At 46.0% G+C, this 19692-nt stretch carries 18 protein-coding genes; 9 read left to right on the top strand and 9 right to left on the bottom strand.

Translation table 11 applies throughout. The features are described from left to right. The first annotated feature begins 120 nt into the window (after positions 1-120). The 6 genes from rfbA (at position 121) to HGH90_RS11525 (ending at position 5132) form a co-directional block, all read left to right on the top strand. Positions 121-993, top strand: a complete 873-nt coding sequence (gene rfbA, locus HGH90_RS11550) for a glucose-1-phosphate thymidylyltransferase RfbA (protein ID WP_168766756.1) — start codon at positions 121-123, stop codon at positions 991-993. Between the two features lie 30 nt (positions 994-1023). After that, a complete protein-coding gene (gene galE, locus HGH90_RS11545; protein ID WP_145663559.1) occupies positions 1024-2052 on the top strand; it encodes a UDP-glucose 4-epimerase GalE in 1029 nt (342 codons plus the stop codon). 52 nt (positions 2053-2104) lie between these two features. After that, positions 2105-3070 carry a transketolase family protein gene (locus tag HGH90_RS11540; RefSeq protein ID WP_168766755.1) on the top strand — a complete coding sequence of 322 codons (966 nt, stop codon included), beginning with the start codon at positions 2105-2107 and terminating at the stop codon, positions 3068-3070. 193 nt (positions 3071-3263) lie between these two features. Continuing rightward, positions 3264-3815, top strand: coding sequence for an RNA polymerase sigma factor (locus HGH90_RS11535; protein WP_145663553.1), 552 nt, complete (start codon positions 3264-3266; stop codon positions 3813-3815). 106 nt (positions 3816-3921) lie between these two features. Continuing rightward, a complete protein-coding gene (locus HGH90_RS11530; RefSeq protein WP_169191161.1) occupies positions 3922-4641 on the top strand; it encodes a hypothetical protein in 720 nt (239 codons plus the stop codon). Next, positions 4638-5132: a hypothetical protein gene (locus tag HGH90_RS11525; protein WP_168766753.1), complete on the top strand. Its 495-nt coding sequence runs from the start codon at positions 4638-4640 to the stop codon at positions 5130-5132. The genes HGH90_RS11530 and HGH90_RS11525 overlap by 4 nt, the downstream gene beginning before the upstream one ends. 69 nt (positions 5133-5201) lie before the next feature. Here the strand turns inward: HGH90_RS11525 and HGH90_RS11520 are convergent, their stop codons facing one another. From HGH90_RS11520 to purD, 9 genes are all read right to left on the bottom strand, one after another. Then, positions 5202-5549: a nuclear transport factor 2 family protein gene (locus HGH90_RS11520; RefSeq protein WP_145663544.1), complete on the bottom strand. Its 348-nt coding sequence runs from the start codon at positions 5547-5549 to the stop codon at positions 5202-5204. A 38-nt stretch (positions 5550-5587) separates the two neighbouring features. Further along, positions 5588-6448 (bottom strand): AraC family transcriptional regulator, encoded by an 861-nt coding sequence (locus HGH90_RS11515; protein ID WP_169191160.1) that lies wholly within the window; start codon positions 6446-6448, stop codon positions 5588-5590. Positions 6449-6469: 21 nt separating this feature from the next. Continuing rightward, on the bottom strand, positions 6470-7216 hold the full coding sequence (locus tag HGH90_RS11510; RefSeq protein WP_247680019.1) for an MBL fold metallo-hydrolase: 747 nt from the start codon (positions 7214-7216) through the stop codon (positions 6470-6472). Between the two features lie 134 nt (positions 7217-7350). Beyond that, positions 7351-8637 carry a rod shape-determining protein RodA gene (rodA, locus tag HGH90_RS11505; protein WP_168766751.1) on the bottom strand — a complete coding sequence of 429 codons (1287 nt, stop codon included), beginning with the start codon at positions 8635-8637 and terminating at the stop codon, positions 7351-7353. A 34-nt stretch (positions 8638-8671) separates the two neighbouring features. Further along, entirely contained in the window at positions 8672-10612 is a 1941-nt protein-coding gene (mrdA, locus tag HGH90_RS11500; protein ID WP_168766750.1) for a penicillin-binding protein 2, read from the bottom strand. 70 nt (positions 10613-10682) lie between these two features. Beyond that, positions 10683-11192, bottom strand: a complete 510-nt coding sequence (mreD, locus tag HGH90_RS11495) for a rod shape-determining protein MreD (protein ID WP_145663531.1) — start codon at positions 11190-11192, stop codon at positions 10683-10685. Continuing rightward, positions 11189-12076, bottom strand: a complete 888-nt coding sequence (mreC, locus tag HGH90_RS11490; protein ID WP_168766749.1) for a rod shape-determining protein MreC — start codon at positions 12074-12076, stop codon at positions 11189-11191. Before mreC ends, mreD begins: the two co-directional genes overlap by 4 nt. A gap of 99 nt (positions 12077-12175) precedes the next feature. Next, positions 12176-13198, bottom strand: coding sequence for a rod shape-determining protein (locus tag HGH90_RS11485; protein WP_106527013.1), 1023 nt, complete (start codon positions 13196-13198; stop codon positions 12176-12178). 319 nt (positions 13199-13517) lie between these two features. Further along, the gene (gene purD, locus HGH90_RS11480) at positions 13518-14795 is read right to left on the bottom strand and encodes a phosphoribosylamine--glycine ligase (protein ID WP_168766748.1); all 1278 of its coding nucleotides are present in this window, start codon (positions 14793-14795) and stop codon (positions 13518-13520) included. 169 nt (positions 14796-14964) lie between these two features. On the opposite strand from purD, the gene HGH90_RS11475 reads away from it, so the two are divergent. The 3 genes from HGH90_RS11475 to HGH90_RS11465 all read left to right on the top strand — a co-directional run bounded on the left by HGH90_RS11475 (position 14965) and on the right by HGH90_RS11465 (position 19544). After that, complete coding sequence (locus tag HGH90_RS11475; protein ID WP_168766747.1) at positions 14965-16683, top strand: peptide MFS transporter; 1719 nt, start codon at positions 14965-14967, stop codon at positions 16681-16683. Positions 16684-16852: 169 nt separating this feature from the next. Beyond that, positions 16853-18901, top strand: a complete 2049-nt coding sequence (locus HGH90_RS11470; RefSeq protein WP_169191159.1) for an OPT family oligopeptide transporter — start codon at positions 16853-16855, stop codon at positions 18899-18901. Between the two features lie 127 nt (positions 18902-19028). Then, a complete protein-coding gene (locus HGH90_RS11465) occupies positions 19029-19544 on the top strand; it encodes a hypothetical protein (RefSeq protein ID WP_168766745.1) in 516 nt (171 codons plus the stop codon). The last annotated feature ends 148 nt before the right edge of the window (positions 19545-19692 follow it).

Below are 19692 nucleotides of genomic sequence, written 5' to 3'. Positions count from 1 at the left end.
ATCATTCGCCTCAATAGCTTTTTGCTTTATGCTTTCTTTGGACATTTGAAAGAGAGCCGCTATTTTTGTGCGGTTTTCTTAAGGAGACCGTAGTTATTGACCATCAAAAATGATCTTGAAATGAAAGGAATTATCCTGGCCGGCGGCTCCGGTACCCGGTTACACCCCATTACTTACGCTATCAGCAAACAAATAATGCCGGTGTACGATAAGCCGATGATCTATTACCCATTGTCTACCCTGATGCTGGCAGGCATTAAAGATGTCCTGATCATATCTACCCCGCATGACCTTCCTTCTTTTCAACGTCTTTTTGGGAACGGCCACCAACTGGGCCTAAATCTTAGCTACGCAGAGCAACCCAATCCCAATGGCCTGGCACAAGCCTTTGTCATCGGAGAATCGTTCATTGGTAACGACAGTGTAGCACTGGTACTGGGAGATAATATCTTCTACGGAGCCGGACTGGGCACCCAACTGGCTAATAATGCCTCTCCCGATGGCGGAATCGTATATGCCTACCAGGTATCTGATCCTGAAAGATATGGTGTGGTAGAATTTGGCAGCGACATGACGGTACTATCTATTGAGGAAAAACCAGCACAGCCCAAATCCAATTATGCAGTGCCCGGCCTTTACTTCTACGATAATTCAGTAGTAGAAATTGCCAAAAACCTGGAACCCAGCGCCAGGGGCGAATATGAAATTACCGATGTAAATAAGGAATATTTACGCCGTGGAAAATTAAAAGTTTCTATCTTACCTCGCGGAACTGCCTGGCTGGATACCGGTACTTTCGATTCCCTGATGCAGGCCTCCCAGTTTGTACAGGTCATTGAACAAAGACAAGGTATTAAAATAGCCTGCATCGAAGAAATTGCCTATCGCAAAGGATTTATCAATGCCGATCAGTTAAAAGAGCTGGCCAAACCTTTGCTGAAAAGCGGTTACGGAGCTTATCTCGAAACCGTACTCAAACAAAAAATGTTCTGAAATATCAACTAAAAGTAAATCTGAAATATCATGAAGGTTCTTGTTACGGGTGGTTGTGGCTATATTGGCGCACATACTATTGTAGATCTGATCAATAATGGATTTGATGTAGTCTCTGTCGACAGCAACATCAGAAGCTCCACCCAACTATTGGATGGTATAGAAAAAATTACCGGAAAAAAGGTACGCAACTACAAAGTTGACCTTTGTAACCTGGAAGATACCAATGCGGTATTTCATGAAAACAGGGATATCGTCGGCGTTATCCATTTTGCAGCCCTGAAAGCAGTAGGGGAATCCGTTAACGAGCCCCTGATGTACTTTCAGAACAATCTCACCTCACTCATCAATGTGCTGAAGTGTGTAAAAGAATACAATATACCTAACCTGGTATTTTCTTCTTCCTGCTCGGTATATGGCAATACCAAAGCTCTCCCGGTAGTAGAAGAAACCCCGCTCGGCGAAGCCCAGTCACCCTATGCCCGCACCAAACAAATGGGAGAACAGATGATTGAAGACTATAGCCGCGTAAATGATACCCAGTCCATACTACTTCGTTACTTTAACCCGGTAGGCGCCCACCCATCTGCCCTCATCGGCGAATTACCCCTGGGCAAACCCGATAACCTGGTACCCGTAATCACCCAAACCGCCATCGGGAAAATTCCCAAAATGACCGTCTTTGGTACCGATTATGATACCCGCGATGGTTCTTGCGTACGTGACTATATCCATGTAATGGATATTGCCAATGCTCACACAAAAGCACTGCAATACCTGATCGCACACCGCAATACCAGCAACTGCGAAGTATTTAACCTGGGTACCGGCAACGGCGTTACCGTGCTGGAAGCTATCAAAGCCTTTGAAAAAATATCTGGTATTAAACTGAACTACACAACAGGCCCCCGCCGCGAAGGAGATGTGATTTCTATTTATGCCAACAACAGCAAGGCTAAAGAGAAATTGCAATGGGAACCTAAAATAGGTATAGAAGACAGCATGCGCACTGCCTGGCAGTGGGAAGTAAGTCTCCGCAATAAAGTGCTGAGTAACTAGGATCATCACTTTTTAATGTTTACTTTTAGACTTCAATTTTAAAAAGACCACAATGGTAAAAGATATTCAACCACTAAATGAAAAAGAAACCCGTGGTGGGTTTGGCGAGGGAATACTGGAAGCAGGCCGTAAGAATCCCAACGTAGTAGCGCTGACAGCCGATTTGCTCGGTTCTATGAAACTGAATGCATTCGTAAAAGAATTTCCTGACCGCTTTGTACAGGTAGGTATCGCTGAGGCTAATATGATTGGTATTGCTGCTGGCTTAACTATTGGTGGTAAAATACCTTATACAACTACATTTGCCAACTTCTCCACCGGCAGGGTATATGATCAGATCCGTCAATCTGTTGCCTACTCCAACAAAAATGTAAAAATATGTGCCTCCCACGCAGGTCTTACCCTGGGTGAAGACGGCGCCACTCACCAGATCCTCGAAGACATCGGTATGATGAAAATGCTGCCTGGTATGACTGTTATCGTTCCCTGCGATTTCAACCAAACCAAAGCCGCTACCATCGCTATTGCCGACTATGAAGGTCCGGTATATCTCCGCTTCGGTCGCCCGAAATGGCCCAATTTCACCGCAGAAGATCAAAAATTCGAGGTGGGTAAAGCCCAGATCCTCCATGAAGGTACAGACGTAACCTTGTTCGCCTGTGGCCACATGGTATGGCTCGCCATCGAAGCCGGCAAAATCCTGGAAGAAAAAGGATATAGCGTAGAAATTATTAATATCCACACCATCAAACCACTCGACGAAGCCGCCGTTATCGCTTCCCTCACCAAAACCGGTTGCGCGGTTACAGCAGAGGAACACAACGTTCTCGGCGGACTTGGCGACAGTATTGCCCAGGTAGCCTCCCGTCACATTCCCGTGCCTATCGAATACGTAGGTACCAACGATACCTTCGGTGAAAGTGGTAAACCACTGGATCTCCTGAAAAAGTATGGACTGGATCCAGATCACATCGTAGCTGCCGCAGAGAAAGCTATGCAGAGAAAGCAGAAAGCGTAAAGCATAAAGCATAAAAGCTATTGAAGCGAATGATCTTTGCGAATATTGAAAATCGCGTCGGTCATTCGCTTCAATAGCTTTTATGCTTTGCGCATTCTGCTTACCAATTAAACCTTACCCCAAAGAATGCGTCTTATGAAAGGGTTTTTATTTATATTCATCTAATTAAAACCTGTTAAGATCCATTTAACCTATGGCCGTTTCACAGGACGATAAAACATTACTGGCATTATACCGCACCCCGGATACCAGGGAAAAAGGGTTTACACTCGTTATCCAGAAGTACCAGGAAAGGCTATACTGGCACATTCGCAGAATGGTGCTGGATCACGACGACGCAAACGATGTGTTGCAAAACGTGTTCATTAAAGTGTGGAAAAACCTGGAAAACTTCCGGGAAGATGCACAATTGTATACCTGGCTGTATAAAATTGCCACCAACGAAAGTTTGACTTTCCTGGAACAGCAAAAACGTAAGGCATCCGTTTCCCTGTCGGAAGTAGAAACCGGCCTAAGCAACAAACTCAAAGCCGACCCCCAGTTCGATCCCAATAAGCTGGAATGGAAGCTGCAACGGGCCATTCTGAGTTTGCCAGATAAACAAAGGCTGGTGTTCAATCTCCGATATTACGATGAAATGCCCTATGAAGAAATGAGTAAAGTGCTGGAAACCTCGGAAGGAGCCCTGAAGGCCTCTTACCACCACGCGGTAAAAAAAATAGAGGAATTTATCAGAAATGCCTGATATATAATCATACAAATATCTATTTTAAGTGATTTTTAAAGAATTTTATTAAAAGATTAAAATCACATTAAACTATTAGATCCCTTCACTGTCTAACAAACAGGATATGAACAAGCTAACCAACATACAAAATGAATTAATGCAAATAGCGCCAGGCGTCAACTGGCCGGCAAAGGCACCTTTTGCGGTTCCAGCCGGTTATTTTGAACAGCTCCCGGCCGCTATTATAATGCAGATTCAGTTGGAAGAACTCCGTTCTGTCATGCCCGCCCCCCAGGATATCCCCATTGGCTATTTTAACGCATTGCCAGCTACTATCCTGCAACGGATCAAAGCCAAAGAAAATATCAATCCGGTACAAACAGAACTGGAAACACTTTCCCCTTTCCTGGCCACTATACCCAGAAAAGATACCCTTTCCGTTCCGGATGATTACTTTGCATCCCTGCAACCAGGTCGTCATATTCCCGTTGTTTCACCCATCCGGGTTGTTCATAGAAATAAGGTGAGCACATGGATGAAATGGACAGTGGCCGCCTGCCTCACCCTTTTTATAGGCAGCAGCGCCATCCTGTTTATTGTGAATAATAACTATCACAATACCTCTATTGAAAAACAACTGGAAGATCTTAACGACCAGGATATCGTTCAATACCTGCAAACCCACACTGATTCCTTCGATAACGATGCAGTATTCGCATCTTCAGCTGCCCAGGAAGTTTCCCCGGTTCAACACCAACTGAGTGAAGACGTTCCGCTGGATGCCATCGAAAAATACCTGCTACAAACGGATTTATCCAAGGAAGTGTTACCTGATAAGAAATGATGAAACGTCTTAGCTTTATATGGATTGTAATGTTTGTGCTGCTCACGGGTACCCACGTTAGTAGTGCCCAACAGCCTCCGGCAGAGGATGCTACGGAGAAAATAAAGGCTATACAGATACAATACCTGACCAAAAAACTGGAACTCACACCGGAAGAAGCCCAAAAATTTCTGCCGATATATAATAATTATACCCACGAAGTAGAACAACTGATAGCCGAACGCCGGGACAAAAAAGAACAGGATAAGCTGACCGCAGATAATGCCGATGAATTGGCCCGGAAAAATATGGACAAGGAGCTGAATTATGAAAAAAGAATGCTCGACATCCGTTCCCGCTACAGTAACGAATTTCAACGCGTGCTACCCGGCAGAAAAGCAGGCATGGTATTTAAAAGTGAAAGAGAATTCCGGAGTATTATGATCAACCACCTCAATACCCAACGCATGAACAGGATGGGGCAGGGAGGAGGTCCCAGACGGAGACCTTAATATAATATAAAGAGATATCTTGTTCAGTGGCATCAATCCCTGAACAAGATACCCTAATAGGTAGTGACATTATTTGTAATGTGCCCTTACTTCACACACTAACCCCTTTTCATTTAATACCATCATTTCCGCTGATAACTTGTCGTTAATGCTCTTATAAAACAGTACTACCGACTGTACTCCTTCCAGGATATGATACAATTCAAAATGTAAATCAGGATAAGCTACCAAGGCCTTGCTGAAGTAGGCGCGCAGGTTTTCCTTACCCCGGATTGTTCCGGAAGGGTCATTATTGATTCTTTTGATCACCGGGGAATAAAAAACGATGTTGTCGTCATAGTGCGATAATATCTCTTCCAGGTCATGGGCATTCCAGGCTTTTACCCAGGCCTCACCAAAGTGGCTCAATTGTTCCATTACTTTTTTTCCTGAAGGTAGAGAATCGGGGAATAACGCTATTTGCTGAAAAGATCAGTTTCCATATCCCTCCACTGCAGCGGTGTTACCTGGAAACAACGCCTGAACTGGCGGTAAAAATGAGTAATATTTTCAAATCCGGTGCTGTAAGCAATTTCCGGGATAGGCTGCTCCGTGGTGTGCAACAGGAAGCCTGCCATCTGCAGGCGCTTTTCCCATATCCACTGCATGGGGCTGCAATGGTATATCTCGCGAAAACGACGCTTTACGGTGGCCGTGCTCATATGCCCCATTTGGGCAATTTCTTCCAAAAAACGCACTTCCGGCAAGCGGGTTCTTAGCTGGTTCATCATATCTGGTAACGGATATTTCACCGCCTTCACCAGCATACTACTCAATGCTCCATTGCTGTTCACCAGGTGTAAGGCCTGGGAGAGAATGTCCTCAGAGGCAAAACCGGGGTTACCTTCCTCCGTAAAGCCCTGCAGCAAAGTGGCGGCGAGCTGTTGCCAACGCCTGTCGCCTGATTGTACGGTCAATTCCTTACTGTAAGCATCCTGCCGGCGGGCGGCTCCAGCCAGCACCGATATCACCATTTCATCCGGTATCACCAGGTTAATGCTCCGGTATTGTTGCTCCGGTCGGAGTATTTCCGAACAAAGCAGCGTACCCGCCGGTATTACGAGCACGTCGCCTGCTTGCAGGTGATGTACCTGCTTGCCATCATACATTCTCTTATGCCCCTGTATTACCAGGTTCAATAAAGTATGAGGTATATATAATTCGTGGGAAGCCGATTCACGGTAAAGACTATACGATGCCCAACGATAACCATCCTGCTGCCATGTTTTAACGGCATGCTGTCCCTTCAGGGCATGACTATCAAAAAGGGTGTACATAAACGGCGGTATGCTTTATACTCAAAACTTGGTGAAAGGTTCTTTGGTATCGTGGTAAAACAGGAAGGTCCAACCTTCGCTTTTACCCCGCTCCATAAATTCCTGTCGCAGTTCCATGCTGCGTTTACCATCATAGTCATACTTGGCGGCAAAACGACTCTTCATCTGGGAAATCTGGGGCGCCACATCTCCGCCAAAAAACACTTTATCTTCTCCGTCATCTACCAAAAATACCTGGTGATAGGGACAGTGGCCACCCGTTACTTCGTAATGAATATAACCATCTATGGTACCATTACCGGTGGTAAATACCACGTTATCCCGTTGTTGTAATAAGAAGATATCTTCCGCGAGATAAGATTTACCGGAATGCTCCATGGCATACAGCATTTCCTCGTTATTAACATAGTAAGTAGCGCCTGGAAAGGTGAGTGTACGCTCCCTGGTGATCGGATCTTCTGCAGATATGCCACCCGAGTGGTCTTTATGCAGGTGGCTCATCAACACTTTGGTAATTTCCATGGGATTAACGCCATGGTCAATCAGGTGCTGATGGATTTGTAATACCCCATCAGGATTACGGAATCCCAGCCCGGTATCAAAAAGTATATAATCGCGGTCAGTGATCACGAGAAACGGCTGGATTTCTACCAGTAATGACCCATGCGGCCGATCCTGCATGCGTTCGGTTTCCCGGTTAAAAGGAAGGAATTTCTTGGTCCCATCTACTGTAAATGACCCTTCGGATAATGGAATAATACGCGCCATGGCGCAAAGGTACAAAAAAGCAGAAAGCTGAAAGCGTAAAGCAAAAAGCTATTGTAGCGAATGAGCAAAGCGAGTAAATATACGTTTAGATCATCCGCTACAATAGCTTTTTGCTTTACGCTTTCAGCTTTCTGCTATCTTAAAACCATCTGCCGGTCAGCATCCAGTCGCAATAAGATAAATATCAACATGGTAAAGGTCATCAGGGAAGATCCGCCGTAACTTACCAGCGGCAGCGGAATCCCGATTACAGGAGCCAACCCGATGGTCATAGCCACATTAATGGCCAGGTGGAAGAAGATTATTCCGGCCACGCCATAGGCATAGACTCGCGTGAAGGTCGATCGCTGTCGCTCCGCCACGAAAATGATCCGGAAGAGCAACGCCACATAAATAGCCAGGAAAATGATGCTGCCGAAAAAGCCAAAATCTTCCCCTATTGTACAAAATATAAAGTCAGTGCTCTGCTCAGGTACGAAGTCGTAACGGGTTTGCGTTCCTTTCAGGTAACCTTTGCCCCAAAAGCCACCCGAACCAATGGCAATCATACTCTGCCTTGTATTATACGTTGCCTTGGGGTCATTTTCTCTACCCAGCATTACTTCAATACGGCGTACCTGGTAGTCTTTCAGCACTTTGGTAAATGCAAATGGAACCACAAACATCACAAACAGGCCGCAGAAAGCGTATACACCCAATATGATGGCTAGTCTCGATCGCTTTCGTTTTATTTCCCTTCGACTGAAATAAATGACCAACGCAGTTACCACGGTGAAAATAGAAAAGAGTACCGTTCGATCTACCAGCAAGGCAGATAATACGAGTACAATTCCTGAAAACGCGATCACCAGTAATACGCCCGGCAGCCCTTCACGGTACATCACCAGGAAGAAGGAGAAATATACCAGTGCCAGCCCCGTTTCATCCTGTAAGATGATGATACCGGCCGGAATCAGGGCAATAGCCGCTGCAATCAGCCGCGATCGTAGCTTGGTAAAATCCGTTTCCTGCGACGATATATATTTGGCCAGGGCCAGGTTAGTACATAACTTGGTTAGCTCTGCCGGCTGAAATTGGAATCCTCCAATCACCAACCAGGAGTGGGACCCCTTTACATCTTTACCAATTCCCAATACCAATAATAGCAACAGCAACCCGCCCGCATACATCAGATTGGCCGTAGCTGTAAAGAACTTACTGTCCGTTAGCCATATCACAGCCGCCAATACCAATGATACGCCGAACCACACCAGCTGCCTGGAATAGTTTTTATTTGGGTGGATGATATCATACCACACATTGTCGTCACCCCGGTATTCCGCAGCAAAAATCGACATTATGCCTATAATCACCAGTGCGAGGTATAGGCCAACTATTGGCCAGTCAATCCCTTGTGTCAGTTTGGCTTGCGAGCGGTTCATTCTTCATTAATCAGTTTATTCGATGAGCGATTGGTTACGACTTCTTCTTCTTCAACATGATGGCATTGTTATTCAGTGAATCCAGATGCGACTTAGCCAGCAACGACTGGTCCAGGGTAACTGTTTCCATTACCTTTTTCAGCAATGGCTGGCGTTTAGTAGAGATACTATCTTTCAGGTATTTCTCCATCATCAAGCTGGCGATAGGCGCGGCATACGTCGCGCCGAAACCGGAATTTTCCACTACCACCGCAATGGCTATACGTGGATTTTCGGCAGGCGCAAAGGCTACGAACAATGCGTGGTTCTTCAATTTGGTTCTTACGCCATTTACAATACCATAGTTTTCCGCTGTACCTGTTTTACCACCAATAGTAATACCTTCAATTTGCGCAATACGGCCGGTACCGCTTTCCACCACATCGGTCATACCATGAATTACTGCGCTATACGCGGAGTCAGAGATATGCGCGCCTTCATGTTTCTTTTTATATTTATCCAACAGGTGGGTATCGTCATTGTCAATGCTGGCTACAAAGTGAGGAATATAGTAAGAACCACGGTTAGCCACAATACACATGGCATTCGCCATTTGCAGCGGTGTTAACAACAGCTCGCCCTGACCTATACCCAGGAACACAGACGTACAGGAATTCCAGCTGCCTTTATAACGGGCATCATAATATTTTTTGTCTGGTACAAGTCCGCGTCCCTCGCTGGGGATATCTACCCCGATCTTATGACCGAAACCAAAGGTGTTCATATAATCGGCCCATTTCTGCATCCCGCCTTCCTTAATACCACCAAACTTGGCAGCATCCACACTGAGGCGGTATACATGCGAGAAGTAGGCGTTACAGGAATGGGAGAGCGCCAGGCGCAGGTTCGCTGCGTGCCCCGGATCATGGTGTTCGCACTTAATAGGCCGCGAACAACCGTAATAGGCGCCCCGGCAAGGATAGCCAAAGCTGGGTGTAATTACACCTTCATCCAATCCCACCAGGGCTATCATCGGCTTAAAGGTAGAGCCGGGAGGATAGGTAGCCTGGATGGCACGGTTGAAAAGCGGTTTGGTGGTATCGGTATATAGCTTACTGAAATTGGCACTTCTGTTAGATCCGGTCAACAGGTTAGGATCGAAGCTGGGGCCGCTTACCATGGCCAGGATCCCCCCGGTTTTTGGATCAATGGCTACGATACTGCCGGATTTTCCTTTCATCATCTGCTCGCCCAACTGCTGCAATTCAATATCCAGGGAAAGGCGCAGGTTTTTCCCCGCTACGGCGGCACTATCGAATTCGCCGTTTTCATAGGCGCCCTGAGGCCTGTTAAGGTTGTCTTTTACCAGGTACTGGATACCTCGCTGGCCCATCAATACCGACTCATACGTTTTTTCCAATCCTGTAAAACCGAGATAATCGCCGGAGTTATAGGAGCCATAGTTGGCGGTATCCTTCAGCATGGCCGGGGAAATTTCCGCGATATACCCGAGTATATTAGCCGCCGCAGAGTAAGGATAGGAGCGGATTTGCCGGGGTACCAGTTCAAAACCCGGTGAAAAAAGGTACATGCTTTCCTGGAGCTGTCCGAATACCTCCGGCGCCAACAGGGGAGCAAATACCGATTGCCTTACCCGTCCATTCTTTACAATAGAATTGATAATACGTTTCCTGAATTCTTCTTTATCTATTTTTAAGATATTACAGAGATAGGCCGTATCGATATTTTTTACACTGGCGGGCGTTACTACAAGGTCGTATAATACATCGTTTCCGAGGATACTACGATTCTGCCGGTCGTAGATAATACCACGACTGGGATACACTACCTTACGCAATACTGCGTTGGCATCCGCCAGTTTGGCGTACTTCTTCTCCACAATTTGCAGGAAGAATAATCTCGAGATGATTAAAGTGACCATCCCCAGTATAATCAACTGTATTACTCTCTTCCTGGGCTGATTAAATACAGACATGCTTTAAGGACGGATATATTTTAAATTACAAACCTACATTAAAAAGCCTAAAGCTTGCCGCTTCTCCCTATTACTTCCTTGAGAAGAATAGTAATTCATACAGTACAATCAGGAAAAGACTGGCCAGCGATGAAAAGACGATCTTCATGATCAGGTATAACAGGTTACCTGTACCAAATACTTCTAAGGAAAAAAATACGGTATGATGCAGCAATACGAGGATGGCAGCATAAATAAGGAACTGGGATACCCCCATACTGGTCATGGAAGGTGTTTTCTGGGTAGTTTCAAAACCTCCTTGTGGCGATAGGATATTGATAATAAACGGGCGCAGATAGGCAATGAAAACGCAGGCAGCAGCATGCATACCAGGGGTATTCATAAACATATCCAGGGAAAGTCCCATCAGCAGTCCCATCAACATCAATACAGGACGGGGCAGGTTAAAGGGCAGCGCCAGTATAAACAGCATGTAAAGATAGGGGCTCACCAGCTGATGCAGCAATATTTCATTGAGCACAAACACCTGTATCAGCAACAGGAGCACAAAGCGGATTATATTTCTTAACAGTATACTCATTTAATCAACTTATACGTTGAATCTTCCAATCGTTGTTGTTCTTCTTTCAACAGGTTCTCGATTACATACACATATTGCAGGTTGTAGAAATTGGTGGCCAATTTCAACCGGATGGTATACGAGGTACTGGCCTTATCTCCCACGGCAATATTTTCCACATAGCCGATAGGAATATTTTCAGGGAAGAGGGCAGAAAACCCGCTGGTTACCACCGTATCTCCTTTATGTATTTTAGCACTTTTGGGTACGTCTTTCAGCAGTGCATAACCGGCGTCTTCGCCATCCCAGTGTACAGATCCCATTTCTTTACCCTGGCCAAGACGGGCGCTGATGGATACGGAGTTAGATTTAGAGAGCATCGACAAAATCACCGCATAATTATCGCTTACACTTCTTACTACGCCTACAACACCGCTGCTGCTGATAACGCCCATATTAGGACGAATGCCCTGCAAGCTACCCCGGTGAATAGTAATATAGTTAACAGACTTATTGATGGAGTTATTGATCACTTTGGCGGAAAAGTATTCGTAGCGGCGGATCTGTGTACCTATCACTTTGCGCAGGGTATCATCACTGTACTGACGTACGGTATCGATTTTAATCCCCTTTGCGGTAAGCATGCTATCATAGCTGGTAAGCAGGGCATTGTGCAGCCGCATGTTTTCGTTCACCAGGCTATCGTTTGTCGACTTGAGGTGAAAGTAATATTGAACGTTATTATACTTGTCGTACAGTTTACCGCTGATGGCGTTGGCGGAGCTAAGATAGGCGGTTCGCTGAAAGTTGTTATGCTGGAATACCAATACCATGCAAATCACTTCCAGCAGCAGAAATAAGAAGAAGTTAAAGTATCGCCTAAAGAAAATGATTAAATTTCGCACAAGCGCGCACGGGTTTTGAGATTTAGAGATTTACGGATTTTTTGGCATCGGGGGAGTATCCGCCACTACGCCTCAAAATCCGTAAATATCAAAATAGTGTTATTGCATCAGGAACGGATACTTACCAACATGCTTTAAGGCAATACCTGTACCTCTTACCACGGCGCGTAATGGATCGTCCGCTACATGCACCGGCAGTTTGATTTTCTGCGTGAGACGCTTATCCAGTCCGCGGAGCAAGGCGCCACCACCGGTTAGGTATAAACCTCTGCGATAAATATCTGATGCCAACTCAGGAGGCGTTGTTTCCAGCGCTTTCAGGATGGCTTCTTCGATTTTAAAGATAGACTTGTCGAGGGCTTCCGCAATTTCCTGGTAGGATACCATGATTTGTTTCGGAATACCGGTTACCAGGTCTCTACCGTTAACAGGAATATCATCTGGTGGATTGTCCAGTTCCTTCAGGGCAGATCCGATATGGATTTTAATTTGTTCTGCGGTTCTTTCACCAATCAGCAAGCTGTGGTAACGGCGCAGGGCTTCCATGATGTCGGCGGTAAATTCATCCCCCGCAATACGGATACTCTGGTCGCAAACGATACCCGCCAGTGCAATCACCGAAATACCAGTGGTACCACCACCTATGTCAATGATCATGTTACCTACCGGCTCTTCCACATCGATACCAATACCGAGTGCGGCAGCCATAGGTTCGTGAATCAGGTATACCTCTTTGGCACCTGCCTGTTCAGCAGAATCGCGTACGGCTCTTTTTTCCACTTCCGTAATACTGGAAGGAATGCAGATCACCATGCGCCAGCTGGGGGCAAACAGGGGCTTTTTGGGGTAAATCATTTTTATGAGTTCCCTGATCATGCCTTCAGCGGCATTGAAATCCGCTATCACGCCATCTTTCAGGGGACGTATAGTACGAAGATATTCGTGTGTTTTTTCGTGCATCATCATGGCCTTCTTTCCTACAGCCACAATTTTGCCACTAGCCCGTTCTATCGCTACAATGGAAGGCTCGTCCACTACCACCTGGTCATTATGAATTATCAGCGTATTCGCTGTACCAAGATCAATCGCGATTTCCTGCGTTAAAAAATTAAAAAATCCCATTGTTGATACGGTCAAAAATTAGAATGCAAAAATGAATAATTCCAACGAATATACGATGCAAAAAATGGATATTCTTGCAATAATACAGCTAAATATTAAAAAAAGTTATTTGTTATACAAACGGCATAGTAACTGCTCTCTTTACGCTTCGATCAGATGAACGGAATTAGTCCGTTTTAATTGTTCCTGCTGCCTAAAATTACGCCTTTACAAGTCCCGCTTTTCAATTGTCCTGTACCAGTCCTCCCTACTGTAGCTGTTCATGGCTTAAACACTTTAGCTGCCGGCAGTAGCCCTGTCGGCAGCTAAAGCCCGTTGGCTAAATAAACTCGTATCCTATATCGCGGCGATATACTTTGCCCTCAAAAGAGATTTGCTCTGCTGTTTGTACAGAATGAGCCAGGGCTAAAGACAGATCGGCCGCCAGTGAAGTAACAGACAGTACACGGCCACCATTACTCAGTATGTTGGCACCATCTTGCCGGGTACCGGCATGAAACACTACCTGGTCGTGGGTAGGCGCCGGAATACCGCTGATTACCTTGTTTTTCTCATATGCTTCCGGGTATCCTTTTGATACCAGCATCACCGTAGATGCTGCACGCTCATCGGCGTAAATAGTCTGCTCACTTAGCTTACCTTCAGTTACTGCGATGAATAAATCCAGTAAATCATTTTTTAAACGGGGCATAACCACCTCCGTTTCAGGATCCCCCATGCGACAGTTATATTCGATCACGAAAGGCTCCCCTTCTACATTAATCAGGCCAAAAAACACAAACCCATGATAGACAATTCCTTCTTTGGAAAGCCCTTCAATAGTAGGACGGATCACCTGGTCTTCCACTTTCTTCATGAATACCGCATCGGCAAAAGGTACCGGGGATACCGCTCCCATACCGCCTGTATTCAGGCCCTGGTCGCCTTCTCCAATCCGCTTATAGTCTTTGGCTTCTGGTAATACCTGGTAGGAATGCCCATCAGTAAGGGCAAATACAGACAACTCAATACCCGTAAGGAATTGCTCTACCACCACGGTTTTACTGGCATCGCCGAATTTGGCCGACTTAATCATCTGTTCAAATTCAGTCAGCGCCTCTTCATGCGAAGTGGCAATCACCACGCCCTTACCTGCTGCCAGGCCATCGGCCTTCAGTACAATTGGTAAGGAGTGCTGTTGAAGATACGCCACCCCCGCTTCATAATTATCGGCGTTGAACTCCCGGTAAGCAGCTGTGGGAATATGATGACGTTGCATAAACAACTTGGCGTAAGCCTTGCTGCCCTCCAGCTGAGCCCCTTCCTTAGATGGACCCATTACTGGTATATGCTGTAATGCAGGTTCACTCTTAAAATAATCATAGATACCGTTTACCAGCGCTTCTTCAGAGCCCGGCAGCACCAGGTCGATGGCATTTTCCAGGCAAAAAGCCTTGATCTTCTCAAAATCACTTACCCCCATGTTAACGTTCGTACCACATTGAGCGGTACCGGCATTACCCGGGGCAATAAAAAGTTGACCGCATAGGGTACTTTGTGACATTTTCAGGGCCAGCGCGTGTTCCCGGCCACCACTTCCTAGTAGTAGTATGTTCATATGAGTTGCCTAATAAATGCAGATGCGAAAGAAAATGCAAAGAAAGTTCAAAAAATGGCAAAAAATGAGCATTCATCCCATTTTTTTACGTTGATAGCCGATTTTATTTAACTTGCCATATTTAAAGGTTTACGAAATCTAAACAACTATTGCTAAAACTAACCAATTTATGATGCAAACTGCTGTTGCACAAGAGTCCCCTATTGCCTCGCAGAAGGGCCATCCTAAAGGGCTCCCAGTATTATTTGCCACGGAGATGTGGGAACGGTTTAATTTTTATGGTATGAGAGCGCTTTTGACGCTCTTCCTGGTAAATGCATTGGCTTTCTCTGAAGCAGATTCCTCTATTATTTATGGAGGATTCCTCGGTTTATGTTACCTGACACCTATGCTGGGTGGATATATTTCCGATAGGTACCTGGGAAACAGGAATTGCATTATATTGGGAGGTTTTGTAATGGGTATTGGTCAACTACTCATGGTATTAAGTGGCGTATTATACGCATCCAACGTGGAAACAGCCAAAATGATCGTATGGCTGGCGCTTTTTATCCTCATTATTGGCAACGGCTTCTTCAAACCTAACATCTCTTCTATGGTAGGCCAGCTGTATCCCAAAAATGACAGCCGCCTCGACTCCGCCTTCACCATCTTCTATATGGGTATCAACATGGGCGCCTTCCTCGGTATGTCCATTTGTCCTATCCTCGGCGACGTAAAAATAGAAGCCACTGGCGTAAGAGTGGTAAGCGCCTTTAAATGGGGATTCCTGGCCGCAAGTATCGCTATGTTCCTTGGCACCATCCTCTTTTACTTCCTCAAAGATAAATATGTAGTAACGCCTACCGGCGAAGCCATCGGCGGCAAACCCGATTTCTCCAAATCCTCCGGCACTACTGCTACCGGTGAAGCCGATAAAGCTAAATTTACTTCTACTGCCATTTTCAGCGTACTGGTTTTAATGGTAGCCCTCTTCTTCGGCATCCACTACCTGTCCATCGACCCTAATCCTATCAAGTCATGGGTATATCCCTTCATCTATGCCGCTGGTATCAGTCTCGCTGTATTGATCCTTACCGATAAATCTATTACCAAAGTAGAAAGGCAAAGAATCCTCGTGATCTACTTTGTGGCATTCTTCGTGATCTTCTTCTGGGCTTGTTTTGAACAGGCAGGATCTTCCCTCACCTTCGTAGCGGATTATCAGACTGATCGCCGCATCTTTGGCTGGGACATGCCGCCAAGCCTGGTGCAAAATGCCAACTCCATCTTCATCATCGTATTTGCATTGCCTTTCAGCTTCTTATGGCTGAAATTACAGCAACGTAACCTGGAACCGATATCTCCGGCTAAACAATCACTCGGACTGGCACTGTTGGCCATTGGCTTCTTTATCATTGCCTGGCAAATGAAAGGGCTGGGTGCTAATGAAAAAATCGGCGTAAGCTGGTTAATCCTCATGTACCTGTTCCATACACTGGGTGAATTGTGCCTGTCGCCTATCGGTTTATCGCTGGTAGCCAAACTGGCCCCTCATCGTTTCTCTTCCCTGCTGATGGGTGTATGGTTCCTGGCCAATGCCGCCGGTTATGCGCTGGCTGGAACGCTCGGCGCCCTGCTGCCGCCTACAATGGATAAATACGAACTGGCTACCAAAAATGGTATCGACCTAAAAGGCATTCTCGATGGTACTATTACTGCTACTGCACAACAACTGGATAAGCTGCACGAATTGAAACTGTCAGCCCATTATCCTACTTTCGCAGGCTTTACCATTCACAACCTCTATGAATTCTTCATGGTGTTTGTAATCCTGCCAGGAACTGCAGCAGTATTGCTGTTCCTGTCTACCACCTTCCTGAAAAAATGGATGCACGGCGTTAGATAAGTTTTTTATTAGTGGTCAATAATAAGGAAATGGAGGAAAGCGGGATCAATCCTGCTTTCCTCTTCTTTTATACCGCATTCAAACTACTATTTAGTATCATTGCATGTCCGGCGCCGGATTATTTACTATATTATATTGTACAACATACTACCTGTAATCAAATATACATATGTCTGATAACCAATTCAAGCCCTTTGTTCCACCCGGTGTACAAATGAAAGAGTTTACCCTCAAGTCCATTTTACTCGGTTGTATTTTCGGTATTATCTTTGGCGCCGCCACCGTATACCTGGCACTGAAAGCCGGTCTCACAGTATCTGCATCCATCCCTATTGCCGTTATTGCCATTACTTTAGGCAGAAAATTCTTCAACACCACTATTCTTGAAAACAATATCATCCAAACCACCGGCTCTGCTGGCGAATCTATTGCAGCAGGTGTGGTGTTTACTTTACCGGGATTCCTGTTCCTCAGCGATGGTGGCGGCGCCCAGTATTTCAATTATTTCACCATCCTGATTCTTGCCATCTGCGGCGGTATCCTGGGCACGCTGATGATGATCCCCCTGAGGAGATCATTGATTGTAAAAGAACATAAAACCCTCCCATACCCCGAAGGTACCGCCTGCGGCGATGTACTGATAGCGGGAGAGAAGGGAGGCGACTTCGCTAAAACAGCTTTCTACGGACTGGGCTTCGCTTTCATATATGCCATCTTCCAGAAGATCCTGCATGTGATTGCCGAAACGCCCGAATATATGACTAAACAGGCCAGCAAGTTTTTCCCTTCTGCCAAAATCAGTGCTGATATTACGCCCGAGTACATGGGCGTAGGATATATTATCGGCCCCCGCATTGCCGGGGTACTGGTAGCCGGAGGCGTACTATCATGGCTGGCCCTCATCCCTTTGCTGGCATCATTGCTACCACCCGATACCATTGCCACCCAGCTGGTGAAAATAGGTTACCTGGCCAACCTGCAAACGCCTGGCGGACAAGGCGACTGGAACCCAGTTACACATACTTTTAGCGATTACTCGGCTGCTGTATACTATGCCTATGTACGGCAAATCGGCGCCGGCGCTGTAGCAGCAGGTGGATTTATTACCCTGTTGAAAACAATTCCTACTATCATCTCTTCCTTTAAAGGAAGCCTGGGCGCTATCAAAGATGGCTCTGAAAACAGTGCCGCCAAAGGCAGCGCACCCAGAACAGAAAAAGACCTGAGCTTAAAAGTGGTGCTTTTCGGAAGCATTGCACTAGTATTACTCATTGCACTGTTACCACAGCTTCCGGGCGACTCCATCAGCAAAAAACTACTGGTAGGCCTACTCGTAGTTATATTTGGCGCCTTCTTCGTCACCGTTTCCAGCCGCATCGTAGGATTGATCGGCTCTTCCAACAATCCTATTTCCGGTATGACCATCGCCACCCTCATGGGCACCTGCCTGGTATTTATTGCCGTTGGCTGGACAGGCAAAGTGTATGAACCGATGGCACTGGTAGTAGGTGGTATGATCTGTATTGCTGCGGCAAATGCAGGCGGTACTTCGCAGGATTTAAAATCAGGGTACATCGTGGGGGCCACGCCTATGTATCAACAGCTGGCGTTATTTATTGGAGCTATCGTTTCCTCAGTGGTGATCGGTTTAACGGTGAAGTTCCTGGATAAGCCTACGGCAGATATGGTACTCCATGGGGTAAAAGATCATGCCATCGGCAGTGCATACTATCCTGCTCCGCAAGGCACGCTCATGGCTACACTGGCAAAAGGTATCCTGTCGTTCAACCTCGACTGGCAGTTTGTGCTGGTAGGCGTATTCCTCGCTATTACCATGGAACTATGCGGCGTTAACTCCCTGTCTTTCGCCGTGGGAGCTTATCTGCCACTATCTACTACCTTACCCATCTTTGTGGGCGGAGCTATCCGTGGTGTGGTAGACCGAAAACGGAAGCAATCCAACAAAAAGATTTCTCCGGAAGAAGAAGAATTGGGTAAAGGCAATCTCTTTGCTACCGGCCTGGTAGCCGGAGGAGCCGTGGCCGGCGTTATCATCGCCATACTGGCGGGTTTCGACTGGTCGGCCGTCATCTTGTCCAAACTCAATCAACAAACCGGGCTCACAAATATGCTGGGACAAACAGGATATTATATAATAGGTTGTGGCTTTTTTGCGTTTATGGGCTGGTACCTGTACCGCACAGCGCGTAAGGCGTAATAGCCCATCAAAAAGATATACAGCGGATGCCGGTGAAGGGATGTAACAATCCGTTACCGGCATCCGTTTTTGTATTTAAATGATTAATTTAGTCGCCGATTAATTAAAACAGATTATAATATAACCTATGCGCATATTAGTAACTGCATTACTCAGTGCCATTGTAATGTTGAGTATATCCTGCAAGAAAGATAGTAAAGACGATGCCCAGCGCCGCAAATATGTTTCGATGAAATTGGATAACAGGGTGTACCTGGTAGATAATCCAAAAGGAACCATCTATGCGCCTAATTTAACAGACAACAACCCGAATAACGACTATCCAAAGTTGGAAATTACCGGGCAAACTTATACCGGTGATGTAATCACCATGGCCATGGCCGCACCCACCCTGCCTTTTACACCGGGCGCGTACCCTGCTACCAAAACCGGTAACGGTATGAGCATCGTACTCAACAGCGTATATGCCAATACCCTTGTGTCTACCGGCAGCAGCGACTTCGTTATAAGGATTACACGTATTGACAATATGGTGGTAGAAGGCACCTTTTCCGGCACTCTCGCCGACCAGTCAGCGGCCGGAGGCCCCAGAAGTGTGCAGGACGGCGCTTTCAGAGCAATTATTACCCAGGTAGGACAATAAGTACCCCGTATAAAAAAACAGGGGGCTGACCAAAAAGGTCGGCCCTTTTCTTTGCAGAGAAAGGGCCGATTAGTAATTTTAATTACCACATTGAAATTACTATGGCCAAAACTAAGACTAAACAGGTATTTAAACAATATACGCCTAA

The sequence above is a fragment of the Chitinophaga sp. Ak27 genome, assembly GCF_012726295.1.
GTDB lineage: Bacteria > Bacteroidota > Bacteroidia > Chitinophagales > Chitinophagaceae > Chitinophaga.
The sequence above is the reverse complement of the archived record's forward strand: the minus strand, read 5'-3'. Positions and strand labels throughout refer to the sequence as shown.

Bases quoted from the DNA above. Each gene is read 5' to 3' on its own strand.
- HGH90_RS11530 (WP_169191161.1), top strand. From the start codon at position 3,922: ATGAACAAGCTAACCAACATACAAAATGAATTAATGCAAATAGCGCCA.
- HGH90_RS11510 (WP_247680019.1), bottom strand. From the start codon at position 7,216: ATGGCGCGTATTATTCCATTATCCGAAGGGTCATTTACAGTAGATGGG.
- HGH90_RS11465 (WP_168766745.1), top strand. From the start codon at position 19,029: ATGCGCATATTAGTAACTGCATTACTCAGTGCCATTGTAATGTTGAGT.
- HGH90_RS11515 (WP_169191160.1), bottom strand. From the start codon at position 6,448: ATGTACACCCTTTTTGATAGTCATGCCCTGAAGGGACAGCATGCCGTT.
- HGH90_RS11520 (WP_145663544.1), bottom strand. From the start codon at position 5,549: ATGGAACAATTGAGCCACTTTGGTGAGGCCTGGGTAAAAGCCTGGAAT.
- HGH90_RS11540 (WP_168766755.1), top strand. From the start codon at position 2,105: ATGGTAAAAGATATTCAACCACTAAATGAAAAAGAAACCCGTGGTGGG.
- rodA (WP_168766751.1), bottom strand. From the start codon at position 8,637: ATGAACCGCTCGCAAGCCAAACTGACACAAGGGATTGACTGGCCAATA.
- HGH90_RS11525 (WP_168766753.1), top strand. From the start codon at position 4,638: ATGATGAAACGTCTTAGCTTTATATGGATTGTAATGTTTGTGCTGCTC.
- mreD (WP_145663531.1), bottom strand. From the start codon at position 11,192: ATGAGTATACTGTTAAGAAATATAATCCGCTTTGTGCTCCTGTTGCTG.
- HGH90_RS11475 (WP_168766747.1), top strand. From the start codon at position 14,965: ATGATGCAAACTGCTGTTGCACAAGAGTCCCCTATTGCCTCGCAGAAG.
- HGH90_RS11535 (WP_145663553.1), top strand. From the start codon at position 3,264: ATGGCCGTTTCACAGGACGATAAAACATTACTGGCATTATACCGCACC.
- rfbA (WP_168766756.1), top strand. From the start codon at position 121: ATGAAAGGAATTATCCTGGCCGGCGGCTCCGGTACCCGGTTACACCCC.
- mrdA (WP_168766750.1), bottom strand. From the start codon at position 10,612: ATGTCTGTATTTAATCAGCCCAGGAAGAGAGTAATACAGTTGATTATA.
- HGH90_RS11485 (WP_106527013.1), bottom strand. From the start codon at position 13,198: ATGGGATTTTTTAATTTTTTAACGCAGGAAATCGCGATTGATCTTGGT.
- HGH90_RS11470 (WP_169191159.1), top strand. From the start codon at position 16,853: ATGTCTGATAACCAATTCAAGCCCTTTGTTCCACCCGGTGTACAAATG.
- purD (WP_168766748.1), bottom strand. From the start codon at position 14,795: ATGAACATACTACTACTAGGAAGTGGTGGCCGGGAACACGCGCTGGCC.
- galE (WP_145663559.1), top strand. From the start codon at position 1,024: ATGAAGGTTCTTGTTACGGGTGGTTGTGGCTATATTGGCGCACATACT.